General features: G+C 69.6%; 17 protein-coding genes. 11 read left to right on the forward strand and 6 right to left on the reverse strand.

Annotation, left to right across the window (positions count from 1 at the left end):
- Positions 1-5 precede the first annotated feature (5 nt).
- Positions 6-1,451 carry an NsdA family TPR-like regulatory protein gene (locus ABT092_RS27225; protein ID WP_351248424.1) on the reverse strand — a complete coding sequence of 482 codons (1,446 nt, stop codon included), beginning with the start codon at positions 1,449-1,451 and terminating at the stop codon, positions 6-8.
- A gap of 204 nt (positions 1,452-1,655) precedes the next feature.
- On the opposite strand from ABT092_RS27225, the gene ABT092_RS27230 reads away from it, so the two are divergent.
- The 9 genes from ABT092_RS27230 to ABT092_RS27270 are packed head-to-tail and all read left to right on the forward strand — an operon-like array spanning position 1,656 to position 10,913.
- The gene (locus ABT092_RS27230) at positions 1,656-2,174 is read left to right on the forward strand and encodes an ATP-binding protein (RefSeq protein ID WP_351248426.1); all 519 of its coding nucleotides are present in this window, start codon (positions 1,656-1,658) and stop codon (positions 2,172-2,174) included.
- Between the two features lie 43 nt (positions 2,175-2,217).
- The gene (locus ABT092_RS27235; protein ID WP_351248428.1) at positions 2,218-3,531 is read left to right on the forward strand and encodes a glycosyltransferase family 4 protein; all 1,314 of its coding nucleotides are present in this window, start codon (positions 2,218-2,220) and stop codon (positions 3,529-3,531) included.
- Positions 3,528-4,526 carry a D-2-hydroxyacid dehydrogenase gene (locus tag ABT092_RS27240; protein ID WP_351248430.1) on the forward strand — a complete coding sequence of 333 codons (999 nt, stop codon included), beginning with the start codon at positions 3,528-3,530 and terminating at the stop codon, positions 4,524-4,526. Before ABT092_RS27235 ends, ABT092_RS27240 begins: the two co-directional genes overlap by 4 nt.
- A 3-nt stretch (positions 4,527-4,529) precedes the next feature.
- Positions 4,530-5,639 carry a radical SAM protein gene (locus ABT092_RS27245; RefSeq protein WP_351248432.1) on the forward strand — a complete coding sequence of 370 codons (1,110 nt, stop codon included), beginning with the start codon at positions 4,530-4,532 and terminating at the stop codon, positions 5,637-5,639.
- Entirely contained in the window at positions 5,639-6,757 is a 1,119-nt protein-coding gene (locus ABT092_RS27250; protein WP_351248434.1) for a hypothetical protein, read from the forward strand. The genes ABT092_RS27245 and ABT092_RS27250 overlap by 1 nt, the downstream gene beginning before the upstream one ends.
- A gap of 16 nt (positions 6,758-6,773) precedes the next feature.
- The gene (locus tag ABT092_RS27255) at positions 6,774-7,571 is read left to right on the forward strand and encodes a radical SAM protein (RefSeq protein WP_351248436.1); all 798 of its coding nucleotides are present in this window, start codon (positions 6,774-6,776) and stop codon (positions 7,569-7,571) included.
- Positions 7,572-7,594: 23 nt separating this feature from the next.
- Positions 7,595-9,310 (forward strand): carbamoyltransferase C-terminal domain-containing protein, encoded by a 1,716-nt coding sequence (locus tag ABT092_RS27260; protein ID WP_351248439.1) that lies wholly within the window; start codon positions 7,595-7,597, stop codon positions 9,308-9,310.
- Between the two features lie 5 nt (positions 9,311-9,315).
- Positions 9,316-9,930 (forward strand): HD domain-containing protein, encoded by a 615-nt coding sequence (locus tag ABT092_RS27265; protein WP_351248441.1) that lies wholly within the window; start codon positions 9,316-9,318, stop codon positions 9,928-9,930.
- Positions 9,927-10,913, forward strand: coding sequence for a glycosyltransferase (locus ABT092_RS27270; RefSeq protein WP_351248443.1), 987 nt, complete (start codon positions 9,927-9,929; stop codon positions 10,911-10,913). The genes ABT092_RS27265 and ABT092_RS27270 overlap by 4 nt, the downstream gene beginning before the upstream one ends.
- A 7-nt stretch (positions 10,914-10,920) precedes the next feature.
- Here ABT092_RS27270 and gltX read toward each other — a convergent pair whose 3' ends face one another.
- The 4 genes from gltX to ABT092_RS27290 all read right to left on the reverse strand — a co-directional run bounded on the left by gltX (position 10,921) and on the right by ABT092_RS27290 (position 14,401).
- Positions 10,921-12,297 (reverse strand): glutamate--tRNA ligase, encoded by a 1,377-nt coding sequence (gltX, locus tag ABT092_RS27275; RefSeq protein WP_351248459.1) that lies wholly within the window; start codon positions 12,295-12,297, stop codon positions 10,921-10,923.
- Positions 12,298-12,438: 141 nt separating this feature from the next.
- Entirely contained in the window at positions 12,439-13,839 is a 1,401-nt protein-coding gene (locus ABT092_RS27280; protein WP_351248445.1) for a ThiF family adenylyltransferase, read from the reverse strand.
- Positions 13,821-14,189 carry a hypothetical protein gene (locus ABT092_RS27285; protein ID WP_351248447.1) on the reverse strand — a complete coding sequence of 123 codons (369 nt, stop codon included), beginning with the start codon at positions 14,187-14,189 and terminating at the stop codon, positions 13,821-13,823. Before ABT092_RS27285 ends, ABT092_RS27280 begins: the two co-directional genes overlap by 19 nt.
- Positions 14,190-14,203: 14 nt before the next feature.
- On the reverse strand, positions 14,204-14,401 hold the full coding sequence (locus ABT092_RS27290; protein WP_351248449.1) for a multiubiquitin domain-containing protein: 198 nt from the start codon (positions 14,399-14,401) through the stop codon (positions 14,204-14,206).
- Positions 14,402-14,657: 256 nt separating this feature from the next.
- On the opposite strand from ABT092_RS27290, the gene ABT092_RS27295 reads away from it, so the two are divergent.
- Both ABT092_RS27295 and ABT092_RS27300 read left to right on the forward strand, forming a co-directional pair.
- A complete protein-coding gene (locus tag ABT092_RS27295; protein WP_351248451.1) occupies positions 14,658-15,044 on the forward strand; it encodes a helix-turn-helix domain-containing protein in 387 nt (128 codons plus the stop codon).
- A gap of 3 nt (positions 15,045-15,047) precedes the next feature.
- Positions 15,048-15,629 (forward strand): ImmA/IrrE family metallo-endopeptidase, encoded by a 582-nt coding sequence (locus tag ABT092_RS27300; RefSeq protein WP_351248453.1) that lies wholly within the window; start codon positions 15,048-15,050, stop codon positions 15,627-15,629.
- A gap of 424 nt (positions 15,630-16,053) precedes the next feature.
- Here the strand turns inward: ABT092_RS27300 and ABT092_RS27305 are convergent.
- Positions 16,054-16,926 (reverse strand): IS30 family transposase (locus ABT092_RS27305; RefSeq protein ID WP_351248455.1); only part of this gene is annotated, 873 nt, incomplete at its 5' end.

Below are 16,926 nucleotides of genomic sequence, written 5' to 3' on the forward strand. Positions count from 1 at the left end.
CGACCCTAACGGCCAGCTGGCGTCGAGGGGGCGTGTTCGGCGAGGGCATGCTCCAGGACCGGCAGGAAGCTGTGCACATGGGAGTTGCGCTGTCGACGGCGTAGGTCCGCGGCGAGTTGGTGGAGCAGGGCCGCGCTGCGAGGTGAACGCACGACGTCGAGGCGGTCGGCAACGATCCGACCGACCTCGCAGGCGGCCTCCAGACCACCGTGGGCGCTGTGGCCCAGGGCCAGCCAGGCTCCTTCGAACATGGCCCTGCGCTGGCTGGGGTCGCCGCGAGGGACGGCGTACGCCCCGGTCCGCAGCATCTCCGTCCCCTGGGCGAGATAACGCCGCGCCCTTGTGCCGCCGTCCGCCTTGAGCTGAGCTCGTCCCATCTGGATGAGTCCGTAACCGGCCTGGCAGTCCAGGTGGTTGTCGGTGAGGAAGTACATCCAGCGAGGCTCCTGCCGGCCGCCGTCCCGGCCGGCGATCAGGTCACGGGCGGCTCCACTGGTGTGCGCGAAATCGTTGTCGCGGCCGGCGGCGGCGTACGCGTAGGCGAGCCGTGACAGGACGGATGCCCGGACGATCGGTGGGGCGGCGTCGCTGGCACGGCGGGCGGCCTCGCCGAGGGCGATGGCGTCCGCGGGGTGGCCCCGGCTGGCCGCCTGGAAGGAGAGGTCCCCGAGGATGTGGGCGCACAGGGGCAGGTCGTTGACCTGGTGTGCCGCCCGCAGCGCCGTGGCGAAGTAGCGCTGCGCCAGTCCGTGATCGGCGGAGTCGAAGGCCATCCAACCGGCCAGCTGACCGATCTCCGCGAGCGCACGGATGAGGCGGCTGGCCACGGCCGGAGCATGGCCGCCCTCGCGGATCAACAGGCCGACCGCACGGAACTGAGCGCCGACGTAAGGGAGGTGCCGTGCCCCACCGTGCTCGTCATCGAGCGCGGAGAGCATGGGCAGGTTCTGCTCGACCTGGTCCACGAGGGGATCGGCGCCAAGGGACGGCACGATCCGGGACGTGTACCGCCCGCGCCCTGCGGTTCCGTCGAGGTACTGGGCGACGATCGCGAGGAGCCCCGCGCCCGAGATCGCAAGGAACCGGCGTCGGTCCACGAGCCCTCCCACCACCCAGTCCTCCACGATCGCCTCCATGCCCTGCAGGGTCCAGGGCCGTGCGAGATCCGTGTCGGCAGGGACGAGCGCCGAGGAGTCGCCCACGCGGCCCTGCCAGAGCTCGGCCACAGGGACAGGTCTACCCAGTTCTTGGGAGAGCACGTAGGCGGCCATCATCGGTAACGGTGAGCGCGGCAGCGAACCGGCGTCACGCCAGTGGTAGGGCGCCGACTCGGCAACCGTCCCCGCTCCGAAGACCCTGTTGAGCTTGCGAGCGAGCGCCTTCGGGCTCCACCCGAGTTCGTCGAGGCACCCCGCCAGTACGGCGTTGGGTCCCCCTGCCTGCGGTGCCATGTGCGACCACCTCTTGCCCCAGTGGTTCGACCATCACTTCTTGCGTTCCACATGGTGACGCCCTCATGCCACCGATTCACCTTCTTCTCAAGGAAGTTGACCGAGTTGACCCGTTGATCGGGTGCTGCGCGACCGGCCACTTCCGGTGTTCTTGGGTTCCGGAGGAAGGCGCCCCTTCGGTGCCGACGGAGAGAGGGACGGGCCTTGAGACACCGCACGAGCACCTCCCGAGACCATCCGGGCAGTGTGCTGGAGATCGACACCGGGCGACCGACCGCCGTCGTCGAACAGGACAGCATCGGCGCCGCCGGCGCGAGCACGCTGATCACGGATCTGCCGTACGGGCCGAAGGCGGCTGAGATCGCGCGGCGGGCCGTGGAGGTCGCACTCCACGGCACGGAGACCGACCTCCTCGATGACGCCCGGCTCATCACGTCTGAACTCGCGACGAACGCCTTCGCCTCGGGCAGCCCGTCCCTGGTCCTGTGCGTCGACCGCAGGGGGCAGCCCTCCGGGGGCTTGGAGGTCGAGATCACGGTCACCGACGGCGGTTGTTCTCACCCCGCGCCTTCCTCTCCGGTTCCCGGCGACGAGGCCGAATCGGGTCGAGGGCTGGTCATCGTCGGTGCCCTGGCGGACGCCTGGTCGCTGACGACCAGCGCCCACGGCACCCGCGCCTGGTGCCGGCTCATCCGCGCGGCCCCGCCGAAAGCCCACATCTGACACCCACGCCTGCCATCCCCTTCTTCGAAGGAGGCACCACACGGTGTGCATCACCGATGCCGCTCCACCACCCCCACCCACAGCCGCCGTTGCGGAAGCTTCTCGCCGGCCCCGTGTCGTCGTCGCCCTCCACGAAGGCTTCTACGGCGCGGCTTCGGGCACCGGCTTCAGCAACCGCGCCTTCCTCACAGTCCTCACCCGCCTGCTGCCGCCGGGCCGCCTCTCCGTGATCACCCCGCGCGTGGCGGAGACTGCGGGAGCCCACGACCGGCGGTGGGCCGACGAGGTCCAGCAGATGCTGCGACAGGTCGAAGCCGATGTCATCACGCTCCCGGAGGTCCAAGCAGCGCCGGACTCGATCCACGGCTCCGTACAGCTGTGCGACCTGGCGGGTGAGGCGGCCCTACGCATCGCCGACCGCGCGAGCCGGTGCCTCCTCATCGGCCTCGACACCCCCTTCCTCGGGCTGGCCCCCCACACGTCGTCGACCACGGACCTGCTGCTCGTGCCTCGCTCCACGACGGCTCTGACGAGACCCGATGACGTGTCCCGCGTCCGCTGGGAGCGGGACGCCCTACGGGCGGCGACCGTCCGGGGCGGAAGGATCGGCGCCATCTCCTCCCACATGTGGGGCCACCTCGTCGCCAGTTACGCCGTTCCTCGGGGAAGCATCGTGAGCGTCCCGAACGGGCTGATCCAGGAGGAGACGACCCGGCCGGCGAACATGCCGCCCCTGCCTTTCAGGGCCCGCGCCGGATTCCTTCTCGCCATGGGTCGCGCCGTGCCGACGAAGGGCTTCGACGACCTCCTGGAAGCGCTGGGCATCCTCCAGGAGCGCGGGTTCCGCACCCCGCATCTGGTCCTGGCGGCGGTGACCTCGGACGAATACGGGCGCCCCACCCCGTACCAGGAGGACCTGGCAGCGCGCATCCGCGCGTACGGCCTGGACGCAACCTTGATCACGCGCTTCACCCCTGCGATCCGCGCCTGGCTGCACAACCCGGCCCTGCGCACGGTCATCGTTCCCTCCCGGGAGGAGCCCTTCGGCCGCATCCCCCTGGAGGCGTTCGCGGCTGGAGCCGGTCCGGTGGTGGCGACCACGGCCGGCGGGCTGGCCCAGACGGTCATCGAGGGCGAGACCGGCTTCACCGCCGCACCGCAGGACGCCAGGTCCCTGGCCTCCGCGCTCCACCGTGCCCTCACCGTCCTGCCACGCGAACGCGACCGGCTCCGGAGTACCGGAGTGGCCCTGGTGCGCTCGCGCCACGACTACGAGGCGAGCATCGGTTCCGTCATCGAACGCATCGCCCCTTGGGCCTTGGTGCCGACGTCCAGCACGAAGGGCCGAGCGCGATGAACCGGCCGGTGGTGTTGATCAGTCTGGAGTCCCCGCACTTCTTCTGGCGGTTGGCCACCGAGCACGAGCGCGCGCTGTCCGCCGCCTTCCCCGGTGTCGAGTTCCGCACGGCGCCCGGGGAGGCAGTTCCGCACCAACTGGGCGAGGCCCAAGTCTACTTCGGCTGGGCGTTCAAGCCGTCATGGCTGTCCGGCGCGCCCCGTCTGAGGTGGATCGCCTCTCCGGCCGCCGGCACCGACCATCTGCCCGTCACCGAGGCCCACTCCGCCGGGGTGGCTCTGACCCGCTCGTACGGGTTCCACGGCAGACCCATGGCCGAGCACGCCATGGGACTGGTCCTGGGCTTCTCCCGCGGGTTGTTCATGAGCCAGCTCGCCCAGCGGAGCCGGACCTGGTGGAAGGACGACCTGGCCGAGGAGTTCTTCGATCTGGCGGGGGCGACGATGACCATCGTCGGCTGCGGCAGCATCGGCGAACACCTCGCTCGCGCGGCCCGCTCCTTCGGGATGGACGTCATCGGCGTACGGCGGACGCCCCCGATGGCCGCCGAGGGTGGGATCACGTGGATGCACACGTCGGCGGTGCACCAGGCGGTCGCCGTGGCCGACGTGGTGGTCGATCTGCTCCCCGCCACCCGAGCCACGGACCGCTTCTTCGACCACGCCCTCTTCACGGCCTTCAAGCACAGGTCCCTCTTCCTCAACCTCGGCCGCGCTGCGACGGTCGACCAAGCAGCCCTCCTGGCCGCCCTCAACACCGGCCGCCTTCGAGGCGCCGCCCTGGACGTCTCCGACCCGAAACCGCTGCCCGCCCGTCATCCGCTTCGGCTCCACCCCCGGGTCGTCCTCACGCCGAAGAGCTCCACGCTCAGCCGCACGTACATGGACGAGGCGGTCGCGTTCTTCGCCGACAACCTGCGCCGCTACCTCACCGACCAGCCACTCAACGGGCTGGCCGAGGTGCCCGCTGCCCGCTCTCCCCTCGTAGGAGGCTGACCGATGCCCACCACACACCACCGCGGCCTGACCGCCGCCTTCGCCGCGACCGGCCGCAACCACCCCTACCTGGCCTTCACCCTCAACTCGCTCTGCAACCTGGACTGCGTGTTCTGCAAGCCCCGCTGCATGCCGGACTACGGGCACAAGGACCGCCCCCTCACCGCCTCCGATTACGCGGCCATCGCCGCCGAGGCCGGTGTCTGGGAGATCAAGAAGGCGCACTGCTCCGGGGGTGAGCCGACCCTCCGGGCGGACATCCTCGACGTGATCTCGGGCCTCGCCGACGGCCTCGGTCCCGACGCCGCGATCGGCATGACCAGCCACGGCAACCTGCGCCGCGGTCTGAGCGTCGAGAAGCTTCACCGTGCCGGCCTGACGTACCTCAACCTCAGCCTCCACAGCCTCGACCCCGACCGGTCCGCCGAGATCATGGGCGGCGGCGACCCCCGCATCACCCGGCGCACCCTCGACACCGCCCTCTCCCTCGGCCTGCGCGTGAAGATCAACTGTGTCCTCCAGCGCACCTACCTGAACGATGCCTTCGCCGTGGCCGAGCTCGCCCGCGACCTGCCCGTCGCCGTCCGGCTGATCGAACTCCAGAACATCGGCCCCGCCCAGGCGCTCTTCGACACCGAGTTCATCAACGAGGCGGAGGTACGCGAACGCCTCCACGAGTGGTTCGCGAACGCCGGCGAGGTCCGCAGGGACGACCTCGGAGTCCGCAGCCCCGGGCAGTACCTCCGCCCGGACGGCTGGGCAGGCTCGATCGGCTTCATCTCCAACTCCAGCTGCGCCACCTGCTCCGACGCCAACCGCATCAAGATCACGCCCACCGGCGTGGCCCGCCCCTGCATCCTCCACAACCGCGACATCCCCCTGAAGCCCCACCTCGCCGGTGACACCCTCGGCGACGCCTTCGCCCACCTCTTCCAGGCCATGCTCGACCGCAACACCAACAACGCCTGGCAGGGTTTCCACTACGTCGACTACGACCTGCGCTGGGACCGGATGGAACGCCCCGAAGGCACCCCCGTCCTGCCCGTGCTCCCGCTCCTGACCACGGACGCGACCCAGCCCACCTGCGCCCGCGCCTCCACGGGGGAACGGTGATGGCGGCGGTCGAAGCGCCGTCCCTCTACCTGGGGCTCGGAGCGCTGTACGAACGCGAGATGGACGCCCACGGCGTCGGCGCGGTGATGCTCGCCCACAAGTGGCAGCCGGCCGACCTGCTGGCTCCCCACTCCGACCTCGACGTGCGAGCTCTCCTGCCCCGTGCCCCGGCGGACTGGGAGGAGTGGAACCACCGCCTGGCCGCCGCGCACACCGCCGCGGTCGACCGGGAGACCTCCCACCGGCGTCTCCTGGAGCATCCGCCCGGCTTCGCCTTCACCGTGGCCGAGGCGGACGGGCGGCTCGTCTCCGCACCCGAGCTCGCGACCTGGTCGCTGATCAGTGGGAGCGCCCGGGACTTCCAGCGCTGGCGGTCCCGGGCCCAGATGGCGCCGTGGTGCGACATCGACGAGCGGTTCTACCGGGGCATCCTCCACGGGCGGCTGGGCGGCCGATACCAACTGGCGGCGGACCGAACCGACAACGTGGCGGAGGACGTCACCACGTACCGACGCCACTGCGTGGTCTGGCACTACCTCGCCCCGTGCTGGTTCGCCGCCGCCGCGCTCGCGACACGGACCCGCTGCCCCGGCAAGACGGCCGCTCTCACCCAGTGGCGACCGGACGGGTTGGACGGGTACGCCGAGCTGTTCCTCGGGCACGCCGAAGATCGATCCGATGCCCGTCCGCGGAGTCCGCGTCATCTGCTCCGCACGGCCCATGCCGCCCTGGAGGCTGCGATGCGCCGCGTTCCCGACGCGGCCAGCACTGCCAGCACGATCGAGGAGCAGGCCCGTACCGACTGGGTGATGACCGCAGGGATGCTGCGTGTCCGCGTCGCCCGCTGGCTGTACTACCTCGACCCGCCACCCGGCGTGGCGACCGACTACCTGATCTGGCGCGAGGCGAAGGAACTCCGAGCCGCCGCCCAGACCCTGAACACGCTCGCGGCCGACGGGGCCGCTCCCGCCCGGCGGCTGGCCGCCCGGATGGCGGCGCTGGTCCCCACCGGACCGACCACCGCCGGCACCCTGCGCGCGACCCTCTCGCTCTGGCACCGGCAGAAGGCGACCGTGCAGGACTTCCTGAGCCTCGCCCCCTGCGACGTCCGTCTCTAACCCAAGGAGTTCCGCCATGCCCGCGCGTGCGCCCCTGCCCCGCGCCCTGAAGACGGCGAAGATCAAGATCACGACGAAGTGCAACCGGTCCTGCGACTTCTGCATCTTCGCCGACGGCGCCCAGGGCGAGAACATGTCCCAGGAGTTGTTCTCCACCGTCCTGACCCGACTGGAGACCATCCCCTTCCAGCAGCTGCACATCAACGGCGGCGAACCCACCGTGCACCGCGACTTCCCCGCCCTCAGCGACGCGGCCCGCACCCGCCTGCCGGACAAGGTCATGGTCCTGGGCACGAACGCCATCACCCTGGCCCGTAACAAGCGGATCATGGAGGCCACCCTCCGCTCGTACGACCAGATCCTCATCGGCTGCGACGACGAGCACGAGAACTACGACGAGGTCCACGCCGTCGTGCCCCGTCTCCGCGAGGCCGGCAAGACCGTGGTCATCAACAGCGTTCTGGAAGGCATCAGTTCCACTCGCCTCGCGCAGCTCGCGAGGCTGTGCGACAGGTACGGCGCCATCCACGTCACCAACCACGTGCACCACGTCGACGTCGGCCAGCCGACGAACGAGCTGCGCGGCATCTGCGACCGCTACCTCGACCAGCATCTGATGATCGAGATGGACGGTTCCTGCTACCGCTGCTTCAACGCCATGGCGAAGGACGACAGCGAATTCAGCATCTGGGACGAGGACTTCGCGGCCAAGGTGTTCGCGCCCCGCGGCCACCACTTCCGGTTCTGCCTGCGCTGCCACGAGTACACCGACTCCGGCGCCGCCCTCCTCCCCGCCCCGGCCCTCACCGTCTGATCCCGGACCGGAGGTACACCACCATGCCTGCAGTCCTCGGACTGAACTTCCACCACGACACCAGCGCCGCCTTGGTCGTCGACGGCCACCTCTACGCGGCCGAGGAGGAACGCTGGAGCGGCGTCAAGCACCACCACCCCCACCGCAAGGGCACGCTCACCGCCCCGACCCGCGCACTCCACTGGTGCCTGGAGGCCGCCGGCCTGGAACCGCGGGACGTCGACGCCGTCTGGGCCGCCTCCATGCGCCCCAACCCCGCCGCCGGCTGGTGGCTGGCCCAGGAGCGCAACGAACTCGCCGCCCTGCTGCCCGCCCCGCTCGGCGAACAGCTCCGTCTGCTCTCCCACCACACGGCCCACGTGCTCTCCGGCTACCTGCTCTCCGGCCACGAGCACGCGGCCGGCCTGGTCATCGACGCCGGCGGCAGCTCCCTCGGCTCCGACTTCGGCCCCGGCCGCGAGCGCATCACCGGGTACGACCTGCGCCCCGATCGCATCGACCGCCTCCACCAAGGCATGCCGACCGTCGTCCCCGGCCCGGACGGCCCCCGGCGCGTCCACTCCTCCCTCGGGCACTTCTACCGGAACCTCGCACGGCGGGTGATCCCACCCGGCGACGAGCCCGAGGGCAGCATGATGGCGCTCGCGGCCTTCGGCGATCCCCGGCGCTACGGAGCCCAGATCCGCGAGCTGATCCGGCTCGGCGACAACGGCGAGGTCCGCATCGACCACCCCTGGGGCTCGGCGGACAGCAGCACACCGCTGCGGCTAGGCAGCCGGGCATGGACAGCCGACAACGTCGCGAAGCAGCCGGAACACGAGCGGGCCGACCTGGCCGCCGCCGTCCAGACAGTCTTCGCCGAGTCCGTCGTCCACATCGCCCGCCACCTGCAACGGCTCACCAGGGCCTCGACGTTGGTTTTCTCAGGCGGGTGCGCCCTGAACTCCCACCTCAACGGCCAGCTGGCAGCCGATAGCGGCTTCGCAACCCTCTTCGTGGCGCCGGCCCCGCACGACGCGGGCACCGCCGTGGGCGCCGCGCTGTACGGCTGGCACTACCAACTCGGGCAGGAGCGACTCCCCGTGCCGACCGACGCAGACTGGGGTCCGTGCCCAGGCCCGGTGTCGGGAACACAGGTGCCGTCCGGGTATCGCACCCTGACCGACCTGGGGCCGGGTCTGACGACCGCGGTGGCCGCGCTCCTCGCAGAACACCACATCGTCGGCTGGGTACAGGGGCGGCTCGAATTCGGGCCGCGGGCCCTCGGTCATCGCTCGATCCTCGCCCACCCCGGCCACGCCGCCACACGTGACCGGCTCAACGCGATCAAGAAGCGATCCGCGTACCGCCCGTTCGCCCCGGCCGTCCTCACCGAGCACACCACGGAGTGGTTCATGTCGGCGGGCGACCCCTTCATGAACCGCGTCGCCCACGTCCGCCGGTGCCGGGCGGACCGCCTCGCCGCCGTCACCCACCACGACGGCACCGCCCGGCTCCAGTCCGTCACCGCCGACCATCAGGGCCTGCGCGCACTCCTGGAGCAGTTCCACGCCCGCACCGGACTGCCGGTCCTGCTGAACACCTCCTTCAACCGCAAGGGAACCCCGATCCTGCGGACCGCCTCGCAGGCCGTGGCAGCGGCTGCCGACCTGGGCCTCGACGCCCTCGCGGTCGGAGACACCCTGCTGCTCGCCGATCACGTGTCCGACCCCCGTGCCACGACCCTCCCTACGCGGTGAGGCGGATGGACCACATCGACCTGGACCATGTCCTGACCGTGCTCGGCGCCGCCGCGTGGGGCACTGACGAGCAGTCCCGCGCCCGCGTGTCCAGCGCCCTCGCGCTCACCGTGTACGACGGCCACACCCGCGACCAGGGCACCCCGTACCTGGAACACCCGCTGGCCGTCGTCATGATCCTGCGCACCGAGATCAGGGTCAGCCACCCCGAGACCCTGCGCCTCGCCCTCCTCCACGACGCCCTGGAAGTGGCCCCCTCGTCGGAGTCACTACTCGTCCAGCACCTCGGCGCCCCGTTCACCGGCCGTCTGCGGGCGATGACGGCCGACCACCGCCTCGAACAGCGTCCCAAGGCCGCCGACGACGAAACCCGCTGGCGCTTCAAGCAGGCCGCGCTCCCGCCCGAGGAACTCGTCGTCCGGCTCACCGACCGCCTCCACAACCTGCGTGATCTCGCGGCCTCGCCCAGCCTCCACAGGCGCGGGCGATTCCTCCGGAGCCTGAAGGACTTCTACCTCCCGCTCGCCGGCGCCGCCCGCGGCCTCAGCCCCCACCTGGCGGCCGTGCACGCACTGCTCCACGCCGAGTACGTCCGACACCAACAGGAGGTACGTCAATGAAGCGGGTCGTCCACTCGATGGAGCCGGTCGGCCGGACCGGCGGACGGGCCTACCTACGGATGCTCCACGAGGCGACGGCCGAGGACGTGGAGTGGCGCACGGTCCCGGACCACAAGCGCACCTACCGGGTCCGCCGCTGGCGCAAGCTCCGCCACCTCGCCCGCCTGGCCCCGACGGTCCGGGCGCTGGACGGCGCGAGCGGCACCTTCGTGTGGGACGACCTGAGCCTGCTGCTCTTCACGCCGAAGATGCGGGCCCGCACGGTGTTCCTCCTCCATCACTACGAGCCGCTGCAGCACGACTCCGCCCCCGCCGAGGCCATGCTCTGGGAGCGCCTGTTCCGGGTACTACCCCAGTGCGCCGCCGTGGTGTGCGTCGCCCCGTACTGGGCCGACTTCCTCCGGGCCCGAGGCGTCCGCAACGTACGAGTGATCTACAACGCCTTCGACATGACCGAGGTCGAGCGGGCCCGCGGCTTCGACCGGACCGTGTGCCGCGCAGAGTTCGGGCTGTCGCCGGACGTGATCGGCGTGTACACGGGCAAGGCCGTGCACTGGAAGGGAACGGAGGAGGTCTCGGCAGCCTTGGCCGGTGCTCCCGACCTGCGGGTGATCACCAGCGGCAGCAACACCATCGGCTTCGACGGCACGCACTACGACGTGGAGCGCGAGCGGTACCTGCGGCTGCTGCGCGCCTGCGATGTCGGCGTCTTCCTCCCCCGGATGCGGGAGGGCTGGAGCCGCTGCGCAGCCGAGGCCCTGCTGCTCGGCCTGCCCTGCCTGATCCGCCCGGTGGCCGGCCTGGGTGACCTAGCCGCACTGACCGGCCAGCCGGCACCGGACCTCGAACGTCTTTCGGAGCAGGTCCGAACACGCGCGACGGCGCACCAGACCGAGGCCAAGGCCACGTACGAAGCTCTGGCCCGGTTCGATCTGAACTACTTCGGCAACGCCTGGGGCGACCTTCTGGCGAAGGTCGCCTGACCGGTGGCTACGCCTGCGCGGCGGCCAGCTTCTCGGCCGCCGCGTCCAGACGGGCCAGCACACGATCCCGGCCGAGCAGCTCCATGGACTCGAACAGCGGGAGTCCGATCGTCCGGCCGGTGACCGCGACCCGGATGGGCGCCTGGGCCTTGCCCAGCTTGAGGCCGTGCTTCTCGCCGACGGCGAGCAGGACGGCCTTCAGGTCGTCCGCCTGCCAGTCCGCGACGGTGGCCAGCTCGGCTCGGGCGTCGAACAGGATGTCTCCGGCGCCGGCCTTCATCGCCTTGTTCCACGACGCATCGTCCCGGACCGGCTCGTCGAGGAACAGGAAGTCCACGTAACTGGTGATCTCCGACAGCAGCGCCAGTCGGGTCTGGGCCAGCGGGGCCACCACCTCGAAGAGGTCCTTGTCGAACGCCTCCGGGGCCCACGGCGCGTACGGGGCGACGAGCCACGGCGCGCAGGCGTTGGCGAACTGCTCCGGGGACAGCGCCCGGATGTAGTCGCCGTTGAACGCCGTCAGCTTCTTCACGTCGAAGAAGGCCGGCGCGGTGTTCACGTCCTCGATCCGGAAGAGCTGCTCCAGCTCCTCGTACGGCATGATCTCGCGGTCGTCGCCGGGGCCCCAGCCGAGGAGCATGAGGTAGTTCACCATCGCCGCGGGCAGGAAGCCCTCGGCGAGGTAGTCCTCCAGCGCGACCTTGTCACGGCGCTTGGACAGCTTCTGCCGCTTCTCGTTCACGATCACCGGCAGGTGCGCCCACACGGGCGGCTCGGCACCGAGCGCCTCCCACAGCAGCTGCTGCTTCGGCGTGTTCGACAGGTGCTCCTCGCCGCGGATGACCTGAGTGATGCCCTCGTCCAGGTCGTCGACGACGTTGGCGATCAGGAAGACCGGGGACCCGTCACCGCGGGCGATCACGAAGTCCTCGATCGCGCTGTTGGGGAACGCCGGCTCCCCACGGACCAGGTCGACCACCACCGTCTCACCCTCGTCCGGGGTCCGGAACCGCAGCGCCCGGCCCTCCTCGAAGGCCAGCCCACGCTCCCGGCAGAACCCGTCGTACCCGAGGTGCTCCGACCCCGTGCGCTCCTTCAGCTGCTCCCGGGTGCAGTCGCAGTAGTACGCTCGACCGGCCGCGAAGAGCTGCTGGGCCGCTTCCCGCTGCCGGTCGGCGTTGCGCGACTGGAAGTACGGACCCTCGAAGGACGCGTCCTCGCCGTGGATGCCGATCGCCGCGAGCGCGTTGACGATCCCGTCGATCCACTCCGGCTTGTTCCGGGCCGCGTCGGTGTCCTCGATCCGCAGGACGAACGTGCCGCCGGACTGTCGCGCCACCGCCCAGTTGTAGAGAGCGGACCGCGCACCACCGACATGGAACATGCCGGTCGGGGACGGGGCGAAACGAACGCGAACCGGGGCAGCAGACATGCGCTCCAGGGTACCGACGCCGGACACCCGCCCTGGCCACTCCGCCTACCTTCCACTGTCGTTTCCGATTCGTCTCCTACTCGTACGTCTCGCTCACCTCCACACGGGCTTTTGGTTAGAGCATGGCCTTATGAGGCTCCCCCGCTGGCCGCCTCGGCCGAGGCGGCCAGCGGGAGTGCACCACCGACAGTTCGCGTCCTGGCGGGGGTCTTGCAGGTCGCGCTGGCGGGTACGAGGGCGATGAATAACGGCTGCGTGATCGTGGTCGTCATCATGCAGGCCAGTGGCGGCTAGGACGAAGTGGTTGAGGGCCTCGGCAGCTGCGACGGTGTTGAGTGTGATGACGCTGGGCGATGGGACACCGGGAACGTAGCGGGCAGCGGCCCGCTCGGCCTTGGGGTGCATGTCAATCGCGAGCTGAGTGGCATCGATGAGCCGGTTGCACCACAAGCAACCGTCCCCGGGGAGCATGATCCGGGTGGCGGTATGGATCTGGCCGACGCAGCCAGCGGAATCGACAGGGATCTTGACGCCTACTTGCACGCCTGGGATAAGGAACTGCTGAACGGTGGCGTTGACCCAGTGACGGGCGGATGCGCTGTCAGCGGCAAGGAAGATCCAGTCGCAGAGCGCCAGTTCTTTGAGGGTCTCGGGGTGCTCCACACGCGTGGCCTTGGAGATCAGACGAATGCTGGGATTCGCGCGCTGCGCGTTCCGGGCCGCAAGGTCGGTCTTGAGCCGACCGATGTCTTCCTTTCCGGCAGCTACTAGGCGAGGCAGGTTGGTAGCTTCGACAGTGTCGTCATCGATGAGGACGAGCGTGCCAACCCCCAGGCGGGCTAGTTCTTCGACGAGGACGCTGCCGACACCACCCAGGCCGACGACCGCGACGCGGAGCCGGTTCAGTGTCTCCTGTCCGGCGTCGCCCAGGAGCCGGGCCTGTCGGTCGTGCTCCAGCCGGGCGGACGTAGCAGTGGCTGGACAAGGGCGAAGGCGCAGCAGATTTCCTCCCGGGATCACGGTCTCGGTCAGGGGTACGCGGCTGCCGTCGGCAAGCCAGAGGTCCCCCGCAGCAGCATGTGGGGTAAAGACGAGCCCGCCGACCGTCTGTCCGGTGATCTGCCGCAGGGCCGGGTACCCGCGCTCATGGCTCGCGGTGTCGATGGAGGAGAAGCGAACCCGATCCAGCCCCGCATGGGCATGGACCGCAAGGTAGGCCGCGGATTCGTCGCGGGCACGGACTGCCGCATCCCGGACGAACGATGGGGCGAGAGCGTGGTGGCCATACTCGCCGGGGATGTAGTCGGTGTCATTGACGGCCGTGATCAGGTCATAGGCCAGCAGACGCGGGCCTCGTGCCCCTTGGGCATGGCCGGCTAGCAGCACGGCTCCTCCGCCGGACGGGAACAGATGCGCGGACAGTTCCGTCCAGAGGCGGTGGGGGATGGTCAGGCTCCATCCCTCGGCGGGCGAGTTCACTGGTCGGCGAGCCACCGGCGGATCCTTTCGGCCTTGAGCGCCGCGCTGTCGATGGTCGCGTCGCGACGGTTAGAACGGCGGGAAATCTGCAGCGCGGGCTGGCCGCGCCAGCCAGTCGACTGGACTGCCGGTCCATGAGGCTGCCCGTCGGTACGGGAAAGCGGCCCGACGTAGTGGGGATAGACGTCAGCGTCCGGATAGGCGGCGCTGATCTGGAAGCCGAGCCAGGTGACGACGGGAGTGTAGGAGGGGCCGACCGACACGTCCTCGATGGTGACGAACACACCGCCCGTGCCGTCCGGGACCACCTCGACCGTGTGACCGGCGAACTGGGCCCGGACAGCCTCGACAGCTTCGGCGACCACCGAAGTGCGGGTTCTCACGAGTTGTCGTCCGGGGGCACGGCCAGGAACTCCTGGTTCCGGCGGACCCGGATCTGCTCGTCGTCGTCAACAACCTCATAGCGCCCGTTCCCCCGCTTGACCGACAGCTGGAAGCCGGCGTCGATCGGTACGCCCTGGGTGATCGCTGCCTGCTTGATCTCCAGGCCGGTGAGCTCACGGCCGGGCAGGATCACAGGCTGGTTGTTCCACGGTGACCGTGATCTTGACGGGGCGGCGCTCGTCCTGGCCGGGCGTCGGCTCGATGGCGGTGTCCATCGCATTCCTCATTTCTAGTAGTGCCGTCCGCTCAAAGGCGGACACGGCTGCGTTTCGAGATCTTCACATCGTTTGACATGTCGAACACGTGTGATCACGCTAGCACGGGGGTGTTAGAGATGTCGAACACTGATAGAAAGGAGGCAACACCCCCACACCAAGAGGAGGAGGGCGATGGCCAGGACCCGCGTGAACGTGGCCACTCTGTACGCGGCCCTCGACGCCGCGCGGACCACGAGAGGACTCTCATGGCGACAGTTGGCGGGAGAGGTGGGCGTCAGCCCTTCGACCATGACCCGGCTAGCCAACGGCCACCGACCGGACGTGGACGCCTTCGCTGCCCTCGTGCAGTGGCTCTCGCTGCCAGCCGAGAACTTCATGATCGATCCGGCTGCCGAAGCCGAGGCCAAGCCCACCGCCGAGCCGGAGCTGCTGGTTCAACTCGCCCCGCTCCTGCGCGCCCGCAGCGACCTAGGTGAAGAAGACGTGCGGTACCTGGAAGAGGTGATCGGAGCGGCAATGCGTCGGTTCGCCTCCGACCGCGACTCCTCTGTGGGGTGAGCTATGGGATCTCGGTGGACCAAGAGGGCGCTCGAAGGGCTGGCGCTCGAAGAGCGTCAACGGATCGGGGCCGACCTCCACGACCCCCTAGACCTCACACGTCTGACCGATGAGTGGGGTGTCCGCGTGTACGAGCTGAGCGACCTCGCCGCTCATGGCTGCTCACCGGCGGCGCTGGACTACTTCAGCTCTGCCGGCGCAGGACAGTGGTCTGCCGCCTTGGTCCCGGCAGGAACAGGATGCTTCATCCTCGTGAACTCCTCGCATACACCACAGCGGCGCCGATCAAACATCGCGCACGAGATGGGACACCTCCTTCTTGAGCACGAGTTCAGTGGCCTTCTGGTCAGCGATGGCGGGTGTCGCAGCTTGGACCCGGCGATGAAGGTGAAGGAGCAGGAAGCACACGACCTCTCCGCGGAGCTCCTGATCCCCAAGTCCGCTGCGATCAAGGCCGCGTTCGACAACCTTGACGATCCCCAAGTCGCTCAACGCTTCGATGTCAGTGTCGAGTTCGCGCGAATGCGCATGAACTCATCAGGCGCTAGGAAGATCGCGGCGCGGTATAGAGCCAAACGCCGGTAAGCGGCTTGCTCTGTAGCTAGAGCCGCCCGCCTCGGTCTCAGTTCTGGTCTCATTCGGCCCCGTCCGGCCCTGTCCGGGCGAGGCCACCCCGAACGATCCGCCGCAGGTCAGGACACCTACGGCCCCCGCCGGACCCCCATACGAACATTTGGAAAGCGTGTTGGGGGCAACCCCTCACGAGTTCGAATCTCGTATCCTCCGCCAGTGCCTCACCGGGCACTAACGTTGAAGGGCCCCGCAGCTTGCTGCGGGGCCCTTCAACGTTAGTGGTTGCAGTTTTGATCTCAGTTAAGCGGGACGGACTGCGCGTGGACGCCCCACGGAGACAGACTCCGGCCGCCTCCGCCGAGAACCAGGTCACTGAGTACCGGGCCCCGCGCAGCGGGGGCTTGGGTTCAAGGGGTCGTCGCAACACCACTTGGTTTCAGGTGGTGAGTAGATCATGTAGACGCTCGGCTGGGGTATCCCAGCCGAGCGTCTTGCGTGGGCGGCCGTTGAGTTCTTGTGCGACGTGTTCGAGGTCTTCGGGACTGTGGACGCTCAGGTCGGTGCCCTTGGGGAAGTACTGGCGCAGCAGCCCGTTCGTGTTCTCGTTCGAGCCTCGTTGCCAGGGCGAGGCGGGGTCGCAGAAGTAGACGGGCATGCCGGTGGCCATGCTGAACTGTTTGTGGCGTGCCATCTCGCTTCCCTGGTCCCAGGTGAGGGAGCCGCGGAGGTGGGCGGGCAGGGTCTGGATCGTGGCGACGAGGCCGTCGCGGACGGTCTCGGCGTCGTGGGCTCCGCCCGGCAGGTGAACGAGCATGGTGTAGCGGGTGCTGCGTTCGACCAGGGTGGCGATCGCGGAGCGCCCGCCTGCGCCGATGATCAGGTCGCCTTCCCAGTGTCCGGGCACGGCCCGGTCCTCGATATCGGCGGGACGGTCGCTGATCATCACCATCGGGTCGATGAAGCGTGGGGTGCGCCGCTCGGGGTCCCGGCGTGGTTTGCGGCGGGTCCGGCCGGAACGGATCGCGGCCTGCACCTCCCGCTTCAGGCCGCCGCGGGCCTGGAAGTACAGCGCTTGGTAGACCGTCTCCACGCTCACCCGCATGCTCTCGTCGTCGGGATACTCATTGTGCAGAGCGTGGCAGATCTGTTCCGGCGACCACCGCCGGCGCAGGTGGTCCTGGACGAAGCGGCGCAACGGTCCCTCGCGCAGCAGCTTGCGGTCCTTGGGCCGGGGTCTGCGTGCGGCGGCTGCCCGGTGGGCGGCGTAGGGCTGGTAGCCGTCGGTGCCGGAGTTCGCGTCGATCTCCCG

Origin of the sequence: Streptomyces sp. NPDC002490, from assembly GCF_040296045.1 — a bacterium.
Taxonomy (GTDB): Bacteria; Actinomycetota; Actinomycetes; order Streptomycetales; family Streptomycetaceae; genus Streptomyces.